Below are 15,208 nucleotides of genomic sequence, written 5' to 3' on the forward strand. Positions count from 1 at the left end.
GGATAAACAACAACTTGTAATAGGATAACACCTGTGAAAAGATATTTCCATAAAGATTGCACAGGGAGGAATCAGGATATGGAAAGAGTCGTTATTACGGGAGCAGGGCTGGTCTCGCCGCTTGGCAATGACGTGCCGTCTTTTTGGAACGCGCTGCTGCAAGGAGCATCCGGGATTTCCAAGGTCGATGCCTGGGATACGTCCGTTATGAAAACTTCGCTGGCGGGCGTGGTACGCGAATTTGACGCCGACGCCCGTTTCGGCAGGAAAGAAGCGCGGCGCATGGACCGCTTTTGCCAGTTTGCGCTTGCCGCCGCCGAAGATGCGATTCAGGATGCGGGCCTTAAGCTTGATCAGGTGAATAAGGAACGAATGGGCGTTTATGTCGGCTCCGGCATCGGCGGCATTTCGACTTTGATGGAGCAGGCGGAGGTTCTTCGCACGCGCGGCGTTTCCCGCGTCAGTCCGCTGCTGGTGCCGATGATGATCTCCAATATGGCGGCGGCGATGATCAGCATTCGCACGGGAGCGGAGGGGCCAACCCTGTCGCCCGTGACGGCTTGTTCGATCGGCAACACGGCCATCGGGGAAGCGTTCCGGCTGATTCGGGCGGGCGGAGCCGACGTCATTCTGGCCGGCGGCGCCGAGGCGGCGATCTCGGAAATTTCGATGGCCGGATTCGGCAACGCGACCGCGCTGTCCGGATGGGATGGCGATCCGGCCCGTGCCAGCAGGCCGTTCGACGCCGGGCGCGACGGGTTTGTCATGGCGGAAGGCGCCGGCATTTTGGTGCTGGAGAGCTTGTCCCACGCACAAAAGCGCGGCGCGCAAATTTATGTGGAAGTGACCGGCTACGGCGCGACCTCCGATGCCTACCATGTGGTGGCTTCCCATCCCGAGGGGAAAGGGGCTTATCTGGCGATGAAGCTTGCGCTTCAGGAGGCCGGCGTCGAGCCGGCCAACGTCGACGTCATCAGCGCGCATGCAACGAGTACGCAGGTCGGCGACCGGTCCGAGGTGGCGGCCATCAAGCGGCTGTTCGGGGAAGAGGCTTACCGGATCCCGGTAACCGCCAACAAATCGATGATCGGCCATATGTTCGGGGCCGCCGGCGGCGTGGAAGCGATCGCGCTGGTGCAAATGATCCGGGACGGCCGCATCCCGCCGACGATCAATCAGGAAACGGCCGATCCGGAATGCGATTTGGATTTCGTGCCGAACGAAGCCCGGAGGAAGGACGTGCGCGTCGGCATATCCAATTCCTTCGGTTTTGGCGGCCATAATGCCGTCATCGTGCTCGAGAAATTCGCGCCCTAAACCGAAAGGCAGGCGCCGTTCCTACGGAGCAGCCCTTGCAGGATGTTAGTGACCGGATTTTCACATGCAAAGGATGACGAGGTTGCCGCGATAACTTGTCCTCTTTTAACATGATGTGAACAACAAGCCGGGTAGAGCGGGCGGTCCCCTTTTCTACCCGGCTTTTTCGCGCCGAAAATCATCGCATAACGGAAGCTTAGGCGGCGGCTTGGCGGCGATGGAGGCGGGCAAGCAGCAAAGACAGACACAGGGCGGTTACGAGGAAACCCGCGATCATATCCACCACGCCGTGCCAGCCGTACGCGCCCCAAAACGTGCCGCCAAGCGTCCCCCCGACGCTCGAACCTGCGTAATAAAAAAACAAATAAAGCGAAGAGGCCTGCGCTTTTCCGCGTTTGGCCCGGATGCCGATCCAGGAGCTGGCGATCGAATGCGAACCGAAAAATCCGAAGGTGAACATGATGATGCCGGCGATTTTTATGACCAGCAGCGGACTAAGCGTCAGCAGCGCTCCGCAAAGAAAAACGGCCAGCCCTATCCATAACATGAGCGGCCTGCCGTGCGCGTCGGCCATTTTTCCCATCCAGGTGGAGCTGAAGGTTCCCGCGATATAAACGACAAAAATAAATCCGACCAGCGTCTGGCTGAGGGAATAAGGCGGAGCGATCAGTTGGTAACCGATATAATTGTATAGCGAAACGAAGCTTCCCATAAGCAAAAAGCCAAGCGCATATAGAATGAGGAGGCCGGGATCTTTGAACTGGCTTCCAAGCGAACGAAGCAACGATTTGAAGCGCAGCGGGCGGGCTTCGAAATGGCGCGACGGCGGAAGCAGAAACAGGAAAACCAGGCTGAATGTCAACCCGAGCAACCCGATGGCGGCGATGGCGATGCGCCAATTCCACAGATCCGTCAATGCGCCGGTAATGACGCGGCCGCCCATGCCGCCGATGGAGTTGCCGCTAATGTACAGTCCCATGACGGCCCCGAGGCTGCCAGGGGCGATCTCTTCGCCCAGATAGGCCATGGCGATGGCGGGAAGGCCGGCCAACACGGCTCCGAGTACGATGCGGAAGACGAGCAGCGTATGAAAATTGGGCGCGAATGCCGTGGCAAGCGTCAGAACGGACGCGGCAATCATGGCGACCGTCATTACCGGCTTGCGGCCCCAAGATTCGCTGAGGGAGCCGACGACGATCATGCTGAACGCCAGCACCAGCGTCGTCAGCGACAGCGACAGGCTGGCCGTCACCGGGGAAATGCCGAATTCCCTGGAGAACTCGGGCATCAACGGCTGGGTATAATAGAGGATGGCGAACGTGTTAAAACCTCCCGCGAAGAGGGCCAAACTCGTTTTGCGGAATGCGGACGTGCCATGCTGGATATAACTCATGATGCAAAGCCTCTTTCCATGAAAAAAGTTGAAAACGAATCAATTGTTTTCTTAACCCAGTGTACGCCTGTTTGCAAGCTGTTTTCAATATCGGTCCAGCATCGCATTCATGCCTGAAGCTTATCGTTTTCGGGAACCGGGAGAATTTTCAGCATGTTAAAGTTGAAATTTTTGCCGCGGCGGGTTAAAGTAACTCAATGAATTGAAAGATGAAGTGGATGATGTGGAGGTTTTGAACATGCTGTTGAACATTAAATCATACATACGCAAACCGCAGGTGGCCGAGCTGTTTTCCTACGCGGTGTTTCCGGATGACCGGTCGGTCGAGGAGGCCGTCCAAGCCTATGAAAGCAACGACGCCTGGCAGCTGTACGGCTATGAAGACGGCGAACTGCTCGTCGGGATGATCGGATACGAAAAATCGGGGAATGACCTCGTGATTCGCCATATTTCCGTCATTCCCGAAAATCGGGGCCTGGGGTATGGCCGAGGGATGATTTTGGAGGCCATGACGAAGGAAAAGCCGGAGCGGGTGATCGCCGAAACGGATGAGGAGGCCGTCGATTTTTACCGGAACATCGGCTTTATCGTGCACAGCCTGGGCGAGCAGTATCCCGGTAAGGAGCGCTTCCGCTGCGTATTCGAGGTCGAGGATGAGCCCGGAGAAGAATAATTTGGTTCGGATGGTGTAACATAGCCGGTTCCTCTTGGGGAGCCGGTTTTTGTATTTCATGCAGGGAATCGGAAGAAGCACATTTTTTTCGGAAACATGCAACCAATCCGCTCCGGGACGCATCATTAATGGCAAGGGGGGAGGAACACGGACTGGATATCATAGCGGGTTTAAAACGGAAGGATGAAGAAGCGCTCGTGCTGCTGATGCAGCAGTACGGCGACGATTTGCTGCGTACCGCCTGCTTGCTGCTCCGGGATCGGCAGGAAGCGGAGGAAGCGGTGCAGGACAGCTTTATCGCGGCCTTTGAACGGATCGGGCAGCTGCGCGACGATACGAAGCTCAAAAGCTGGCTGCTTCGCATCGTCGTCAATCGCTGCCGCATGAAGCAGCGTACCTGGAGTTTCAGGCATCTGTTTCCGTCCGCCTACGTGGACGGGCGGCTGGCGAAAGAAGAGGAGCCGGGGCCCGAAGAAAGGCTTGTGCAGCGGTGGAGGAGCGGCAGGCTCACGAAAGCGGTGCACCGTCTAAGCTATAAATACCGCGAGGTCATTACGCTTTATTATTTTCAGGAGATGGGCGTTGCCGAAATCGCCGATCACCTGCAGGTGAGCAAGAACACGGTCAAAGCGAGGCTTGCCCGAGGGCGCGCCTATTTAAAACAAACGTTGGAGAAGGAGGGGGAGACCGATTGGACTTGAACCGACCGGACGTAAAACGGGAGCTGGACCGGGAGCTTGCAGGCCTTCGCTTCGGTAACCGGCAAAACGTGCTCGAAAGAACGCATCCGAAATCGCTGCCCGGACGGTTAAGAGCATGGTGGAACAAGGAGCTTGAACTGCCGGTCGTCCCGATTGGCGCAGCGCTGCTGCTTTTATTGACAGCCGCCTTTTTGTATCGCGCGGCACTTTATCCGAAAGGCCCCTTGCCGGGAAGCGAAACCGCCTTCAAGCGGGAACTGGTCGAAGAGGCCGGCAGCGTATATTGGAAGGACGATCTCGAAAGGAGGCTTGCCCTGCTTGAAAATCCGGGTCAAAATTAAACATTTGGCGTATGGGGCAGGCCTGCTGCTGGCCGTCATCCTTGCCGTCGCCGTCATGGCGAAGCCGCCCCAAAACATGGCCGGGGCCGGTCAAACCGGCGCGGAAGCGAAGGAGCAGGTGCTTCGTAAAATCGCGGCGGCCGGCGCGGAAGAAAAGCTGAAGCTCATTGAGGAATACATGCTGAAAGACGACAGCGCCGATTTAAGCCGGGCATACGACATGTACATCGAGTCGACCGGCATGATGTACGGCGGAGGCGTGGTGGACGTCGCCAAAAAGCCCGTTTTTTCCTTGGACGAAAAGCTCCCCTACTTGGAACAGTATGCTGCGGAGGGTGAACCGGGGCCGGAGCTCGCCGCCGCGGCCAAGCTGCTGGCTTATCATTACCAGGGAGAAGGGCAGCAGGAAAAAGCGGCGAAAGTTTTGGCCGAAGCCCGTAAAAGGCTGCATTCCTCGAACGCCGTGTACGCAAGCAACGAACTTCTGCTCATGCAGGCGCAGCTCGCCGCCGGGCAAAAACAATATGATACGCTGCTGAAGTTGTGCGCGGAAATAATCGACAGGAACGCAGCAAACGATGATATCCTTGTGCGCATGTCCGAGCTGCTCGCGCAGTATGCGATCGAAAAAGGGGAGGTTCCCCAAACGCTGGAGCTGCTCCGGTCGGATTTGGAACAAAAAAGCAGCCGCATGACAAGCGGGCAGGCCGTCCAAATCCAAAAAGAGGAGCTTCGGGGCATCACGGACCGTTTAAAAAAGATCGCTTCGGGCCGTCCGGCCGGCTTAACCGACGTGTCGGGCACGATCGCGAAAGCAAATGGGGAGCCTTTGGCTTACGCGGGCGTATTTTTGCGGAGAGACGATGATTTGAACCACAGCATGGCGGGTTTTGAACCCTACCAGACGATCACCAACGAAAAGGGAGAGTACGCTTTTAAAGGGGTGGTTCCCGGCCGTTACAAACTCTATCTTGGGGTGAACGCAAGCCAGTTGAACGGCTGGACGTGGCCGGAACAACGCGATGGAGGCTGGATCGACCTGAACGGGCAGCAGGCGGCGGTGGAGAACGTTACGTTTCAGCCGCTGCTCGAACTCCGGGAACCCGTGAACAATGCCATCGTAAAGGACAACAGCATTGCCTTTGCCTGGGAGCCGGTTCAGGGAGCGGCGTATTATAACCTCAGCGTCGGAATAAAGCTGAAGTCGGGTTCGACGAGCCGTGTCGTCCGCCGGGGAATATCGGTGCCCGAAGTCCGGATCCAGGCGGATGATCTTTATTATGAATATACGGGGATCAGCGGTTTTTCCGAAGGCAGCGGCCAGCTGACGATTGATCCGTTGTCCCTGCTCGGATATGCCAATACGGACAACCAGATGACCTGGGACGTCGCGGCTTACGATGCGGGAGGCCGGATGCTGACCCGCAGCGGCGGATACCGTTTGGACGAACGCTTGACGGACCGTCTGCCATTTTTTTATTTGAAAGCGCGGGAGATGACGGAGGCCGACAGAACGCTTCTCAGCGGGGACTTGAAAAAGGCGGAAGCGATGTATCGGGCGGATTACCGCAAAGATCCCGACGATGCCCATAGCTTGCATATGATTATCAGGCTGCTGCAGGGAACCACGATGCTGGAGGGGAAAGGGGCGGGGGAGGCGGAGGAGAGCCTGCTGGCGGAGCAAACCCGGCTTTTGCGGCAGCTGGTGAAACTGCATCCCGCCGCCTGGTACTACGACATGTTGGCCCAGCAAGCGTTCGATCGGGCCGATTGGGACGAATATCGCCGGTACGACGAACTTGCGGCGGCGCTGGATACGTCGGAGGATACCGGCTATAGGGACGGAACGCGAGCCATCGCTTTCATGAGACAGCAAAAATGGGATGAGGCAGCGGCTTCTTTTCAAAAATCGCTCGAAAACGATCCCTCGCACCGGTTCATCGGCGCGTACATCGCCTTAACGATTGCCCGCGGCAGCCCGCTGGAGACAGCGGCGGCTTTGGCGGAAAAGTACCCTGACCGGATGTCCTATTCCGGTCCGATCCATTGGGATGAGCTGCTCCTTGCGATGAAACGGGAAGCGGCGGGACAAGACGGATATTTCCAGACGCTACGGCAACGGGCCGGCCAGTACGTTCGCGGCGGGGAAGCGGGAGGGGAGCGCTCAAGTTCCTCCGCCCCCGCCATGAACCGTTTTTTCGAGCAGCTGAAGCAAGTCAAATAAACCTGGCGTTTGGGCCTGCGCCGATTTTCGCGAGATCTTCTCCCTGTCCCCGGATATTGTCCCTTTCAACGCCCCTTCCCGGCACATACAATGATGAAGTACGAGGAAACGGGAAGGAGGCGAAGGTTGTGGCAATTTCATACACGGCGATCGGCGACTCGCTGACGGTCGGTTTCGGCGCGATGCCCGGAAACGGCTTTGCGCCGGTATACCGGAGATTGGCGCAGCAGAAAATCGGGGAACCGGTGGTCTATGAAAATTGGGGAATCAACGGGCTGACCTCCTCGGAATTGTACGACAACGTGAGGCGCAACCCGAGGCTGCGCAGCTCGTTAAAGGACGCGCAAATCATCACGGTGTCGATCGGAGGCAACGATTTGATCCGGGCGGCGAAAAGCGCGCCTTCCCATCAGGCGGCCTCGCATTTCAACAAGGCGTTGTCGCAGTGCGAGTCCAATTTTTCCGGCATCATGCAGTCGATCTACCAGCTGAAATCCGGCAGCAGAACGCCGTACATCGTTCGGGCGGTCGGTCTCTATAACCCCTACCCCCAGGTGGGGGCAGCCACGCAATGGGTTCAGCAATTTAACGGCTACCTCAACGGTTATTGGGGAAGCGGGTATGCCGCGGCCAACATATTTTCTTCCTTTTACGGAAGGGAAAGGGAGCTTTTGTCTTTCGACCGTCTTCATCCGAACGGAAGAGGCTACAAAGTGATTGCCGAACATTTGCACCGGCTTGGGTACCATCCGCTGGGCTGATGCTTGGGTCCAATGAAAAACAGACCTTTCCGAGGTCTGTTTTTTTATTATTTTTTTATCATGCTAAGCACGGCCCATTTTCGTTCCTGGCGTTTCTTGTATTTCGGAAGGGAGCGGTAAATGTCGATTGCTTCCTGAAAAGCTTCCTTCGCCTCTTCCTTGCGGTCAAGCGACTTGTACATCATGCCGAGCAGGTAATAACCTTCGCAGGATGAAGAATGGATTTCCTGAAACCGGCGTACGTAATCCATCGCTTTATCCCGGTCGCTGTTTTTGTAGACGTCGGCCAAACGAAGGTAAGGCTGCCCGTATTTGACGCGCGGATTCAGCTCCAGCGCTCTCAGAATGGAGGTTTCCCCCTCCGCGATTTTGCCCTGCCGCAAATAAACGGTCCCGAGGTCATCCCAAAATTCGGCCGAATCTTCCGATTGCGACTGGATCGATTCCAGCAGTTTCAACGCTTCGCCGTCTTTTTTTCGTTCGATCAACAGCCTGGCCAGCTCATGTTTCGAAGACACGTCGCTTGGGTTCATGCCGATTTGGGTGCGGAGTTTGGAGATTTGCCCCATCCGTTTGAAAGGTTTGGTCACGCTCGGAAGGATGCCGACAAAACGCCGGTCCAGCAAATAGACGATGACCAGCAGGACAAGGATGGCCAGGAAAGGGTTTCCAAGCAATCTCCATAACAGCACAAAACCTAAAATTTTGCCCATATATAACCTCCATGAGTTCGATGTCGACCGACCGTAACGCCCGGAAGTGATGTTCCGCGCGGTTTGTGTTCGTCAATGGCTCCGCCAATTCTCTGATTCGAATTCGGTCGTATAACGGCTCCGTATAAAATAATAGCTTCTTTTTCCAGATTATTCTACATTTTGCGATGAAGTTATCCGGGGACGGCGAATGCGAAATGCTCCCAAATGATGGTTATGGCCCGAACGGGACGCTTTTTTCCTGCGCAGAAAATCGGATTAGCCTGTTTTCGGAACCCGCTGCGATATATACTAAACGGTGGATCATTCAATAGAGTAACAACGGGGGGCGGTTCGATTGAACGACCGATTAAGCCGGCAAATCGCGTTTATACGCGAAGTCGACAAACTGAAGACGATTTTTCGCCAAACCTATTTGATGGATGCGGCACGTCATGAAAACGATGCGGAACATAGCTGGCATATCGTGCTTATGGCCTGGCTGCTTGAAGAGCATCGAGGGCCCGAAAAGCTCGACGTGCTGCGGGTCATGAAAATGCTGCTCATCCACGACATCGTGGAAATCGATGCAGGAGACACGTTTGCATATGATGTACAAGGGCATGAGAATCAATTCGAACGGGAGCGGCAGGCTGCAGTTCGGATTTTCGGGTTGCTGCCGTCCGACCAATCGGCCGAAATGATGGAGCTTTGGCTTGAATTTGAACGGAGGGAAACGGCCGAAGCCCGTTATGCCGCAGCGATGGACCGCATACAGCCGCTGCTGCACAATTATTATACGGAAGGCAAGGCCTGGCGCGAGCACCGGGTGACGTCCGGACGCGTGCTTGAACGGATCCGTTTTCTTGAACGGGAAATGCCGGAGCTGCATGCTTTCGTCGCCGGACTGATCGATGATGCGGTCAAGCAAGGGTATCTGCTGCCATGAATCCGAAGTCATAATTCCAGAGAACGATTCAATAGACAAAAACAAGGAAAATGTATTTGATTTCCAATATAAACAAGGGTCTTTAGAACTATTTGTGTGATAATAATGAAAAAAAACAGGACATCCGCCGATAAAGTAGTTGAGGTGATACGGATGGCCAAAAAGGGACAGACTTTCTGTTCTTACAGTTTGGATACCAAGAAGAAAGCTGTGGACATGCGTCTTCAAGGAATGACGAAAAAAGAGGTCGCCGAAGCGTTGGGAATTGCCGATATCGGGCGTTTGAAGGTATGGATGAGGAAGTACCGAGAGCAAGGGGATTCCGGATTAATAGACCAACGGGGACGTTCCAGAGGAACGTTCCGTTATTAAAACGAATGCGTTTACTTCTTGGGGAAAGGAGCCTTTATTTAAGGGCTTCTTTTTCTATGCTTCAAGCCCTGCTTTTCGCCCGGGATTCGCGCAAAGGGCACGGATCCAATTTCCGGATTCGGCGAGGAAACGTCCAAACGGGGGAATGGGAGCACACATAATTATATATACGCGCAGACCGGGCGGTCTGCAGACCAACGCGGAGGTGTTGCTGTGCAAAGCCGAAACGGCAATCATGCCAAAGGGATCGACGTATCGCATTGGCAGGGCGTCATCGATTGGAAACGGGTTAGAAGCGCAGGATATTCTTTCGCATTTTTGAAAGCGACGGAAGGGCCGAAGCTGGTGGACGACCGGTTCAGGGTCAACTCGCAAGGCGCTCGGTCGGCCGGCCTGTTGACGGGCGCCTATCACTTTACCCGGGCCCGCAATGAGGCCGACGTCAACGCGGAGCTGGAACATTTCGTTCAGACCGTCGAAAGCGCCGGGGGCTTAAGCTCGTTCAAGCTGCCGCTGGCCCTTGACGTCGAAACGAAAGAAGGCGGGACCCGGGCGAACATCACGGCCATCGTGCGCGAATGGGTAACCCGATTCAAGCTGCGCACGGGCAGAACGCTTATGATCTACACGTACCCCGATTTCATCGACACCTCCCTGGACGGCACGCTGGGAAACGTTCCGCTATGGTACGCTTACTACAACAGCGGGGTCCCTGCGGATAAAGGCGGTTGGACTTCGTGGGAGTTTATCCAATATACGAACAAAGGCCGCGTGCCGGGGATCAACGGAGATGTAGACTTGAACGAATATAAAGGAAGCGAGGCGGATCTGATGGCCGCGTACAACCGGAACGATCAGGGAAAAGGGCCGGACGCGCCGGAATGGAAGGAAGCAGGCCGGCAGTGGCTAATCAAGCATGCAGGGATCAGCCCGGAATGGCAAGCGGAAGATCCGCTCGATATCGGCACGCTGGGTGCGATTTTGGCCAAATATGCCGCGACCGGGAATAAGTAAACAGGAGGGATAAAGATAAGACAGGCATTTGCCCTTGAAATTAGGCTCCCGCGCAGCCCGATTTGGGGAGGAGTCTATGCCAAAAGCCAGGCAGGCCACATACTTTAGAGTATGTTAGATGGAAGGAGGGAATGGAATGAGCGGAGTTGTTGGCGGAGTAGGTTGTTACAATCCTTTCGCTTCTACAGGTGCCATTTTGGTTCTCTTTATTTTGCTGGTTATTATTTTGCGCTCTTGCTGGCTGTAATCGGATTGATTTCTTCAGCGGATCGCTAATGCCGGAAAGATCGCCTGAATGCGGCTTGATGGGGAGCCTGCTTTCAGGCGATTTTACATAAGCGGCCGGCATGGAAAAAAAGCGCAGGCCCCGTTTTCGTACGGGACCTGCGCTTTCGTCACGGTGAAACCTTGCGCGGAACACAGGTGAAGGACGCCCCTGTTGGCCTAACGACGTAACTTTAAGCCTGCAACGCTTGACCTGCCGTCAATCCTTGGCAGACAGGGTGATCAAATTGAGAAGAACGGTTACCGCTCCCAAAATGATGCTGCTCCACATGACATTGGACTCGACGGTGTAAACAAACGGAAAAACAATAAACCAAACGCCGGCAAGCAGGGATATCCAGTTTTGCCAGGAGCCCCATCCGGACCCGGAAAAAGCCCACAAGGAAGCGATCAATTGAACGGCCCCGACAATGACACTCGTCCATAACGCTCCTTTGTCATCGGAATAACCCGCAATCCACGGCGCAATGATAAACCAGATCCCGATGAGGGCCACAATGGTATTATCGACGCTTCTTAGCTTCATCCAACACACCTCCGTTTATAATCGATGCCAACACGAGGGTACGTAAAAATCATATGCAGCAAAAGAGCGATCATTACAAAAGATGTAACGAAAGTCATGGCCGCGCGAAAAATTTTGGCGTTCCCGCTCGATAAACCGCGATTCGGCCGGATCCGCTTCCGCCGGAGGAGAAGGGATTTGCGGATCAAGGGAGGCGGCTCCAGGCCGCCTTCCTTTGGCGTTATGATTTGGCGCGCCGCCCTCCGCCTTTCGACGTCCCGCCGCGATGGCCGCCGCCGTATCCCCCGTGACCGCCGTATCCGGGAGAGCCGTGATGTCCTGGGGAGCCATGATGTCCGGGAGAACCATGATACCCTGGATAACCGTGAGGGCCGCCATAGTAAAGCCACCATGGGAACGAGTAGGGATAAGGGTAGGGGTAATAGGGGTACGGATACGGGTAAGGATATGGATAATAGGAAGAGGATGGAGCGTAAGGGGTGTAAGACATATGCATTCCTCCTGTAAGTTTGCGATTTATTACAGCCTATGCATATTCTGAAACCCGTGATCATCGCCCGGGAAAAATGGGCGCAAGCGGAGGTTGGCGGGGTCTGTCTGCCGGAGGGACTAGCGTTTTAGCTGATTTTATTTCAATTTAATGATCGCATAAGGTTGTTTTCATGTTTCAGGACGCGCCATTCTGTATATTTATATATATAACCCCCCTTTGATATATATAGTTCGGATTGGGCCCTGACGATGCGGATCGCCGGGGCCGCTTTTTTTTGTGATCGGCAGGCCGTTTGTCCGCAGCGAAAAAACGGATATGCCCTGGGGCATATCCGTTTTCCGTTTCGAACTTTATTTCAGGTAAGCTCTCGTTTTTAACCGGTCTTTGTGAAGAAGCGACTTATATAGTTGAGGGTGAATTTTGTACCAGCTTGCGTGCCTGAAAACCAGGGCGTAATCGTCCACCGGGATTGTAAAGGCGTCCTGCCCTTTTTGCAAATCCTCGCGGTTGATCGCGAGGCAAACCGTTTCTTTGGTCACGTTTTTGCCGTTTGCGGGCTCCGGATTTCCGTACAAGCAGACCTCAACCGTTCCGATGCCTTTGTTCTCGAGCAAGATGCCGCTGTATGAAATCAGCGTAGCCGCCGCATCGCTCATCAATCGGTCCGGATCCGGCGATTCATGTTTGAGGTCGACCGTGACCGTCTTGTTGTTGGCTCCCTGGAGCTGGATGTCTTTGATTTGCGCCGCCGGGATGGCGCCTTCGTCTAAGGGCTTTTCAAGGACAAGCTTGATGTTCTCGCGGGTGACTTCAGCTTGGGACCAGACATCCTTTTTTTGCGCGACGCCAACCTTGGCCGGCTCGGAGTTCCTTGAACAGGAAGCCAGCAGGAAGCACGCCGCCATCATCATGCATACAACCTTAAAAGGCGATCTGGGCTTCAACTTCATCCCCCTTTCTCTAAAGCATGATACAAATGAAGTCTATCAGAACCTTGCCCAGAATGGAATAGAATCCCCATTTATGACAATGATGACAAAAAGACGTTACAATTCTTTAATCTGCTACGGGTCCGCTTTCTTCGTTCAAGCATGGACCCTGCCGGGCCGCGTCGAAGTTTGCGCCGACGGCCCGGCACTGTTCATGGCCGGGTTTGGTGCTTCCGGATCCAGTCGAACATCCGGTTGATCGCGTGCATGTGCATTTCGTAAGGCATGTGATGGCCGTATCCTTCGTACCAATGCAGCTCGGCGTCTTTGCCCAAGGCCTGAAGCCGTTCGTACATCCGGATGCCGTGCCCCGGGTCCACCTGTTGATCTTCGCTTCCGTGAACGATGAGGACCGGACAGCGGATGCGTTCTGCCATGTGGAGAGGGGAGCGTGCTTCGTAAGCCGAGGGGATTTTGCGCGGATTGCCGACGACCCGTTTTAACATCCTCCGCAAATCCACCCGCTCCTCGTACGTTTGGGCGAGATCCGAGACGCCGCCCCAGAGGACGAGCTGCGAGATGAAATCCGTGTCCGCAGCCGCGGACGCGGCGTTTACGGAGCCCCGGGAAAAACCCATGGCCGCTATCCGTTTCGGATCGACGAACGGAAGCCCGGCAAGGAGCCGGCACGCCGCGGGAACGTCCTCCAGGTCGGCGCCGCCGAATTCGTCCCGTCCCTCCCCGCCTTGCGTCCCCCGGTAAACCGGGGCAAAAACGATAAAACCGCTTTGCGAAAAACGCTCGAGCCATTCGGTTTTGACCTGCCCGACCCTGCCGATGCCGCCGCGGCAATAAACAAGAACGGGCCATTTCCGTTCATGGATATCCAGCCGCTCCCGCTTGGCATTGTTCGCGATGACGGTCATGGGAAGCCGCTTCCCGCCGTATATTTTCCGGATATGCGCTTCCAGCGTTTCCGGTTCGATTTCGTATCCATACGGAAGGGAGAGATAACCCTTTACCTTATATTCGCCGGAGCGGTATGTCATATGAATCATCATGTAGATCAGCTGCCTTTTTCGTTTGCTTGTCCTTATTGCTTCATGTTCGGATATCGAGGGCGGTCACCCAAGACTGCAGGCAGTCCCGGGTATAATACGCGTTCGAAAAATCCAATCGGGCCAAATCCTCGCGGCGGATAAAAAAATTGCCGACGCCGGAATCCGCCAATTGTATCCTTTCTTTTTCTCGCACGAGGAAACCATACCTACGTGTATTTTAGCCGAGCGGCAGCATGGCCGCAAACGGGCAGTCGATGCGTATCCGGAACATGAAATAATACCCGGGTGCAGCATCAATCTTTTCGTTGCATTTATTAAATTTGTCATTTATATTCTTAGTGTGGTTACATAAAAAAACGAATATTTTCCTTTTTTCTCAAAATCATAGGTTTTTCCTTCCGTTTTTCCTGCAAGAATCGCGGAAGTTCTATATGATACGACATCGTACGATAATGGCAAACCCACTGAAAAGTGGCGACGCAAAGCTACAGGGGCTAAGGCGGATTCCATCCGCTATGCCAGCCAGTTACCGAATACGGCGGAGGCCTCCGTCTATTTCTTTACGCGCATAGACGGGGGCTTTTTGTGTTTTCTATATCAAGTACGGTGTTCCTAAATCAGTTCTACATAAGGGGGAGCAGTTCTCGTTAAGGTGTTGTCGTAGCCGGTGTCAGTCAGCAAGCCTCAAAACGAACGATAATACACAAAGGAGATGGATGATTGTGATTCCAAACCAGGTTAGTCGATTATTGAAGGACAAAATAACGCTTGTTAAACTGCCCGAAGGTCCCGATCTTGCGCTTGTCGGTCCTGTTCGGCTCCCGGTACAATTGGAGGAGCGGGAGATCACCTTCAATTGGTATACTTGGTTAAGAACGGAAAGCGCTTCGTTTGAGGTGGAAGATGTTCTCCATATCCTGCCGTTTGCCGATCTTGCCTCATACCAGCAATCATCCGTGCTTGTTTACGGTGATTTTGCCAATGCGGAGCACACGTTGATTCGGATGCACAGCATTTGCCATACCGGGGACATCTTTGGAAGCAAACGATGCGATTGCGGGTACCAGCTGCGCCGATCCATGAACATGATCGTCGACAACGGCAGCGGAGCTCTCTTTTATTTGGCCAATCACGAAGGACGCGGAATCGGGCTTTTCTCCAAATCGTTGGCTTATCTGCTGCAGGAAGAGGGATACGATACGGTAGAAGCCAATCACGCTTTGGGCTTTCCGGATGATCTCCGGTCCTATGACGAGGCGATACAGGTTCTTCAGGCATTGCGGCAGAAACCGGTAAGCCTCATTACGAACAATCCGCGCAAATTGCAATCATTGCGGGAAAAAGGGCTTGCATCCGATCATCACGTATCGATTTGGGGCGATGTATCCCAACATAATACCCGGTATCTGGCAACGAAAATCGAAAAATCGGGCCATATTTACAATCCCCTGAACGAAACCGTTCAGCTCGGCTAAGG

18 protein-coding genes and 1 riboswitch are annotated in these 15,208 nt (G+C 54.5%); of the genes, 11 read left to right on the plus strand and 7 right to left on the minus strand.

All coding sequences use genetic code 11. The annotated features are described in order from the left end of the window. Window positions 1-78: 78 nt before the first annotated feature. Entirely contained in the window at window positions 79-1,317 is a 1,239-nt protein-coding gene (gene fabF, locus NYE48_RS09070; protein ID WP_340998176.1) for a beta-ketoacyl-ACP synthase II, read from the plus strand. 196 nt (window positions 1,318-1,513) lie between these two features. Here the strand turns inward: fabF and NYE48_RS09075 are convergent, their stop codons facing one another. Continuing rightward, window positions 1,514-2,710, minus strand: coding sequence for an MFS transporter (locus tag NYE48_RS09075; RefSeq protein WP_340998178.1), 1,197 nt, complete (start codon window positions 2,708-2,710; stop codon window positions 1,514-1,516). Window positions 2,711-2,948: 238 nt separating this feature from the next. Between NYE48_RS09075 and NYE48_RS09080 the strand changes: the two genes are divergently transcribed. From NYE48_RS09080 to NYE48_RS09100, 5 genes are all read left to right on the plus strand, one after another. Beyond that, window positions 2,949-3,383, plus strand: a complete 435-nt coding sequence (locus tag NYE48_RS09080) for a GNAT family N-acetyltransferase (RefSeq protein WP_340998180.1) — start codon at window positions 2,949-2,951, stop codon at window positions 3,381-3,383. Window positions 3,384-3,511: 128 nt separating this feature from the next. Beyond that, the gene (locus NYE48_RS09085) at window positions 3,512-4,084 is read left to right on the plus strand and encodes an RNA polymerase sigma factor (protein WP_212952879.1); all 573 of its coding nucleotides are present in this window, start codon (window positions 3,512-3,514) and stop codon (window positions 4,082-4,084) included. Continuing rightward, on the plus strand, window positions 4,075-4,425 hold the full coding sequence (locus NYE48_RS09090; RefSeq protein ID WP_340998182.1) for a hypothetical protein: 351 nt from the start codon (window positions 4,075-4,077) through the stop codon (window positions 4,423-4,425). The genes NYE48_RS09085 and NYE48_RS09090 overlap by 10 nt, the downstream gene beginning before the upstream one ends. Next, window positions 4,403-6,649: a carboxypeptidase-like regulatory domain-containing protein gene (locus NYE48_RS09095; protein WP_340998183.1), complete on the plus strand. Its 2,247-nt coding sequence runs from the start codon at window positions 4,403-4,405 to the stop codon at window positions 6,647-6,649. Before NYE48_RS09090 ends, NYE48_RS09095 begins: the two co-directional genes overlap by 23 nt. 128 nt (window positions 6,650-6,777) lie before the next feature. After that, window positions 6,778-7,410: an SGNH/GDSL hydrolase family protein gene (locus NYE48_RS09100; protein ID WP_036711767.1), complete on the plus strand. Its 633-nt coding sequence runs from the start codon at window positions 6,778-6,780 to the stop codon at window positions 7,408-7,410. 47 nt (window positions 7,411-7,457) lie between these two features. On the opposite strand, the gene NYE48_RS09105 is transcribed toward NYE48_RS09100, so the two are convergent. Then, a complete protein-coding gene (locus NYE48_RS09105) occupies window positions 7,458-8,123 on the minus strand; it encodes a tetratricopeptide repeat protein (protein WP_036711769.1) in 666 nt (221 codons plus the stop codon). A 337-nt stretch (window positions 8,124-8,460) separates the two neighbouring features. Here NYE48_RS09105 and NYE48_RS09110 point away from each other — a divergent pair, with 337 nt between their 5' ends. The 4 genes from NYE48_RS09110 (at window position 8,461) to NYE48_RS09125 (ending at window position 10,684) form a co-directional block, all read left to right on the plus strand. Beyond that, window positions 8,461-9,051, plus strand: a complete 591-nt coding sequence (locus NYE48_RS09110) for an HD domain-containing protein (RefSeq protein WP_340998185.1) — start codon at window positions 8,461-8,463, stop codon at window positions 9,049-9,051. A 153-nt stretch (window positions 9,052-9,204) separates the two neighbouring features. Continuing rightward, on the plus strand, window positions 9,205-9,423 hold the full coding sequence (locus tag NYE48_RS09115; protein WP_212948874.1) for a helix-turn-helix domain-containing protein: 219 nt from the start codon (window positions 9,205-9,207) through the stop codon (window positions 9,421-9,423). A gap of 213 nt (window positions 9,424-9,636) precedes the next feature. Next, window positions 9,637-10,437, plus strand: a complete 801-nt coding sequence (locus tag NYE48_RS09120; protein WP_340998188.1) for a glycoside hydrolase family 25 protein — start codon at window positions 9,637-9,639, stop codon at window positions 10,435-10,437. A gap of 136 nt (window positions 10,438-10,573) precedes the next feature. Beyond that, a complete protein-coding gene (locus tag NYE48_RS09125; RefSeq protein WP_197069988.1) occupies window positions 10,574-10,684 on the plus strand; it encodes a sporulation protein YjcZ in 111 nt (36 codons plus the stop codon). A gap of 237 nt (window positions 10,685-10,921) precedes the next feature. Here NYE48_RS09125 and NYE48_RS09130 read toward each other — a convergent pair whose 3' ends face one another. From NYE48_RS09130 to NYE48_RS28205, 5 genes are all read right to left on the minus strand, one after another. Further along, window positions 10,922-11,248, minus strand: coding sequence for an SPW repeat protein (locus tag NYE48_RS09130; RefSeq protein ID WP_036711775.1), 327 nt, complete (start codon window positions 11,246-11,248; stop codon window positions 10,922-10,924). Window positions 11,249-11,263: 15 nt separating this feature from the next. Continuing rightward, window positions 11,264-11,626 carry a hypothetical protein gene (locus tag NYE48_RS09135; protein WP_340998191.1) on the minus strand — a complete coding sequence of 121 codons (363 nt, stop codon included), beginning with the start codon at window positions 11,624-11,626 and terminating at the stop codon, window positions 11,264-11,266. Window positions 11,627-12,091: 465 nt separating this feature from the next. Next, window positions 12,092-12,685, minus strand: coding sequence for a hypothetical protein (locus tag NYE48_RS09140; protein ID WP_212948878.1), 594 nt, complete (start codon window positions 12,683-12,685; stop codon window positions 12,092-12,094). A gap of 197 nt (window positions 12,686-12,882) precedes the next feature. After that, window positions 12,883-13,731, minus strand: a complete 849-nt coding sequence (locus tag NYE48_RS09145; protein WP_212948880.1) for an alpha/beta hydrolase family protein — start codon at window positions 13,729-13,731, stop codon at window positions 12,883-12,885. A gap of 40 nt (window positions 13,732-13,771) precedes the next feature. Next, complete coding sequence (locus tag NYE48_RS28205; protein WP_445323957.1) at window positions 13,772-13,924, minus strand: DUF1963 domain-containing protein; 153 nt, start codon at window positions 13,922-13,924, stop codon at window positions 13,772-13,774. Window positions 13,925-14,175: 251 nt separating this feature from the next. Continuing rightward, window positions 14,176-14,265, plus strand: a riboswitch (cyclic di-GMP riboswitch). A 185-nt stretch (window positions 14,266-14,450) separates the two neighbouring features. Between NYE48_RS28205 and NYE48_RS09150 the strand changes: the two genes are divergently transcribed. Continuing rightward, window positions 14,451-15,206 carry a GTP cyclohydrolase II gene (locus NYE48_RS09150; protein WP_341000619.1) on the plus strand — a complete coding sequence of 252 codons (756 nt, stop codon included), beginning with the start codon at window positions 14,451-14,453 and terminating at the stop codon, window positions 15,204-15,206. Window positions 15,207-15,208 lie beyond the last annotated feature (2 nt).

Source organism: Paenibacillus sp. FSL M7-1455 (assembly GCF_038004655.1).
GTDB lineage: Bacteria > Bacillota > Bacilli > Paenibacillales > Paenibacillaceae > Paenibacillus_AQ > Paenibacillus_AQ cookii.

Coding starts and splice junctions, on each gene's coding strand:
- fabF (WP_340998176.1), top strand. CDS start 79: ATGGAAAGAGTCGTTATTACGGGAGCAGGGCTGGTCTCGCCGCTTGGC.
- NYE48_RS09075 (WP_340998178.1), bottom strand. CDS start 2,710: ATGAGTTATATCCAGCATGGCACGTCCGCATTCCGCAAAACGAGTTTG.
- NYE48_RS09080 (WP_340998180.1), top strand. CDS start 2,949: ATGCTGTTGAACATTAAATCATACATACGCAAACCGCAGGTGGCCGAG.
- NYE48_RS09085 (WP_212952879.1), top strand. CDS start 3,512: ATGGCAAGGGGGGAGGAACACGGACTGGATATCATAGCGGGTTTAAAA.
- NYE48_RS09105 (WP_036711769.1), bottom strand. CDS start 8,123: ATGGGCAAAATTTTAGGTTTTGTGCTGTTATGGAGATTGCTTGGAAAC.
- NYE48_RS09115 (WP_212948874.1), top strand. CDS start 9,205: ATGGCCAAAAAGGGACAGACTTTCTGTTCTTACAGTTTGGATACCAAG.
- NYE48_RS09125 (WP_197069988.1), top strand. CDS start 10,574: ATGAGCGGAGTTGTTGGCGGAGTAGGTTGTTACAATCCTTTCGCTTCT.
- NYE48_RS09130 (WP_036711775.1), bottom strand. CDS start 11,248: ATGAAGCTAAGAAGCGTCGATAATACCATTGTGGCCCTCATCGGGATC.
- NYE48_RS09135 (WP_340998191.1), bottom strand. CDS start 11,626: ATGGCGGCCCTCACGGTTATCCAGGGTATCATGGTTCTCCCGGACATC.
- NYE48_RS09145 (WP_212948880.1), bottom strand. CDS start 13,731: ATGATGATTCATATGACATACCGCTCCGGCGAATATAAGGTAAAGGGT.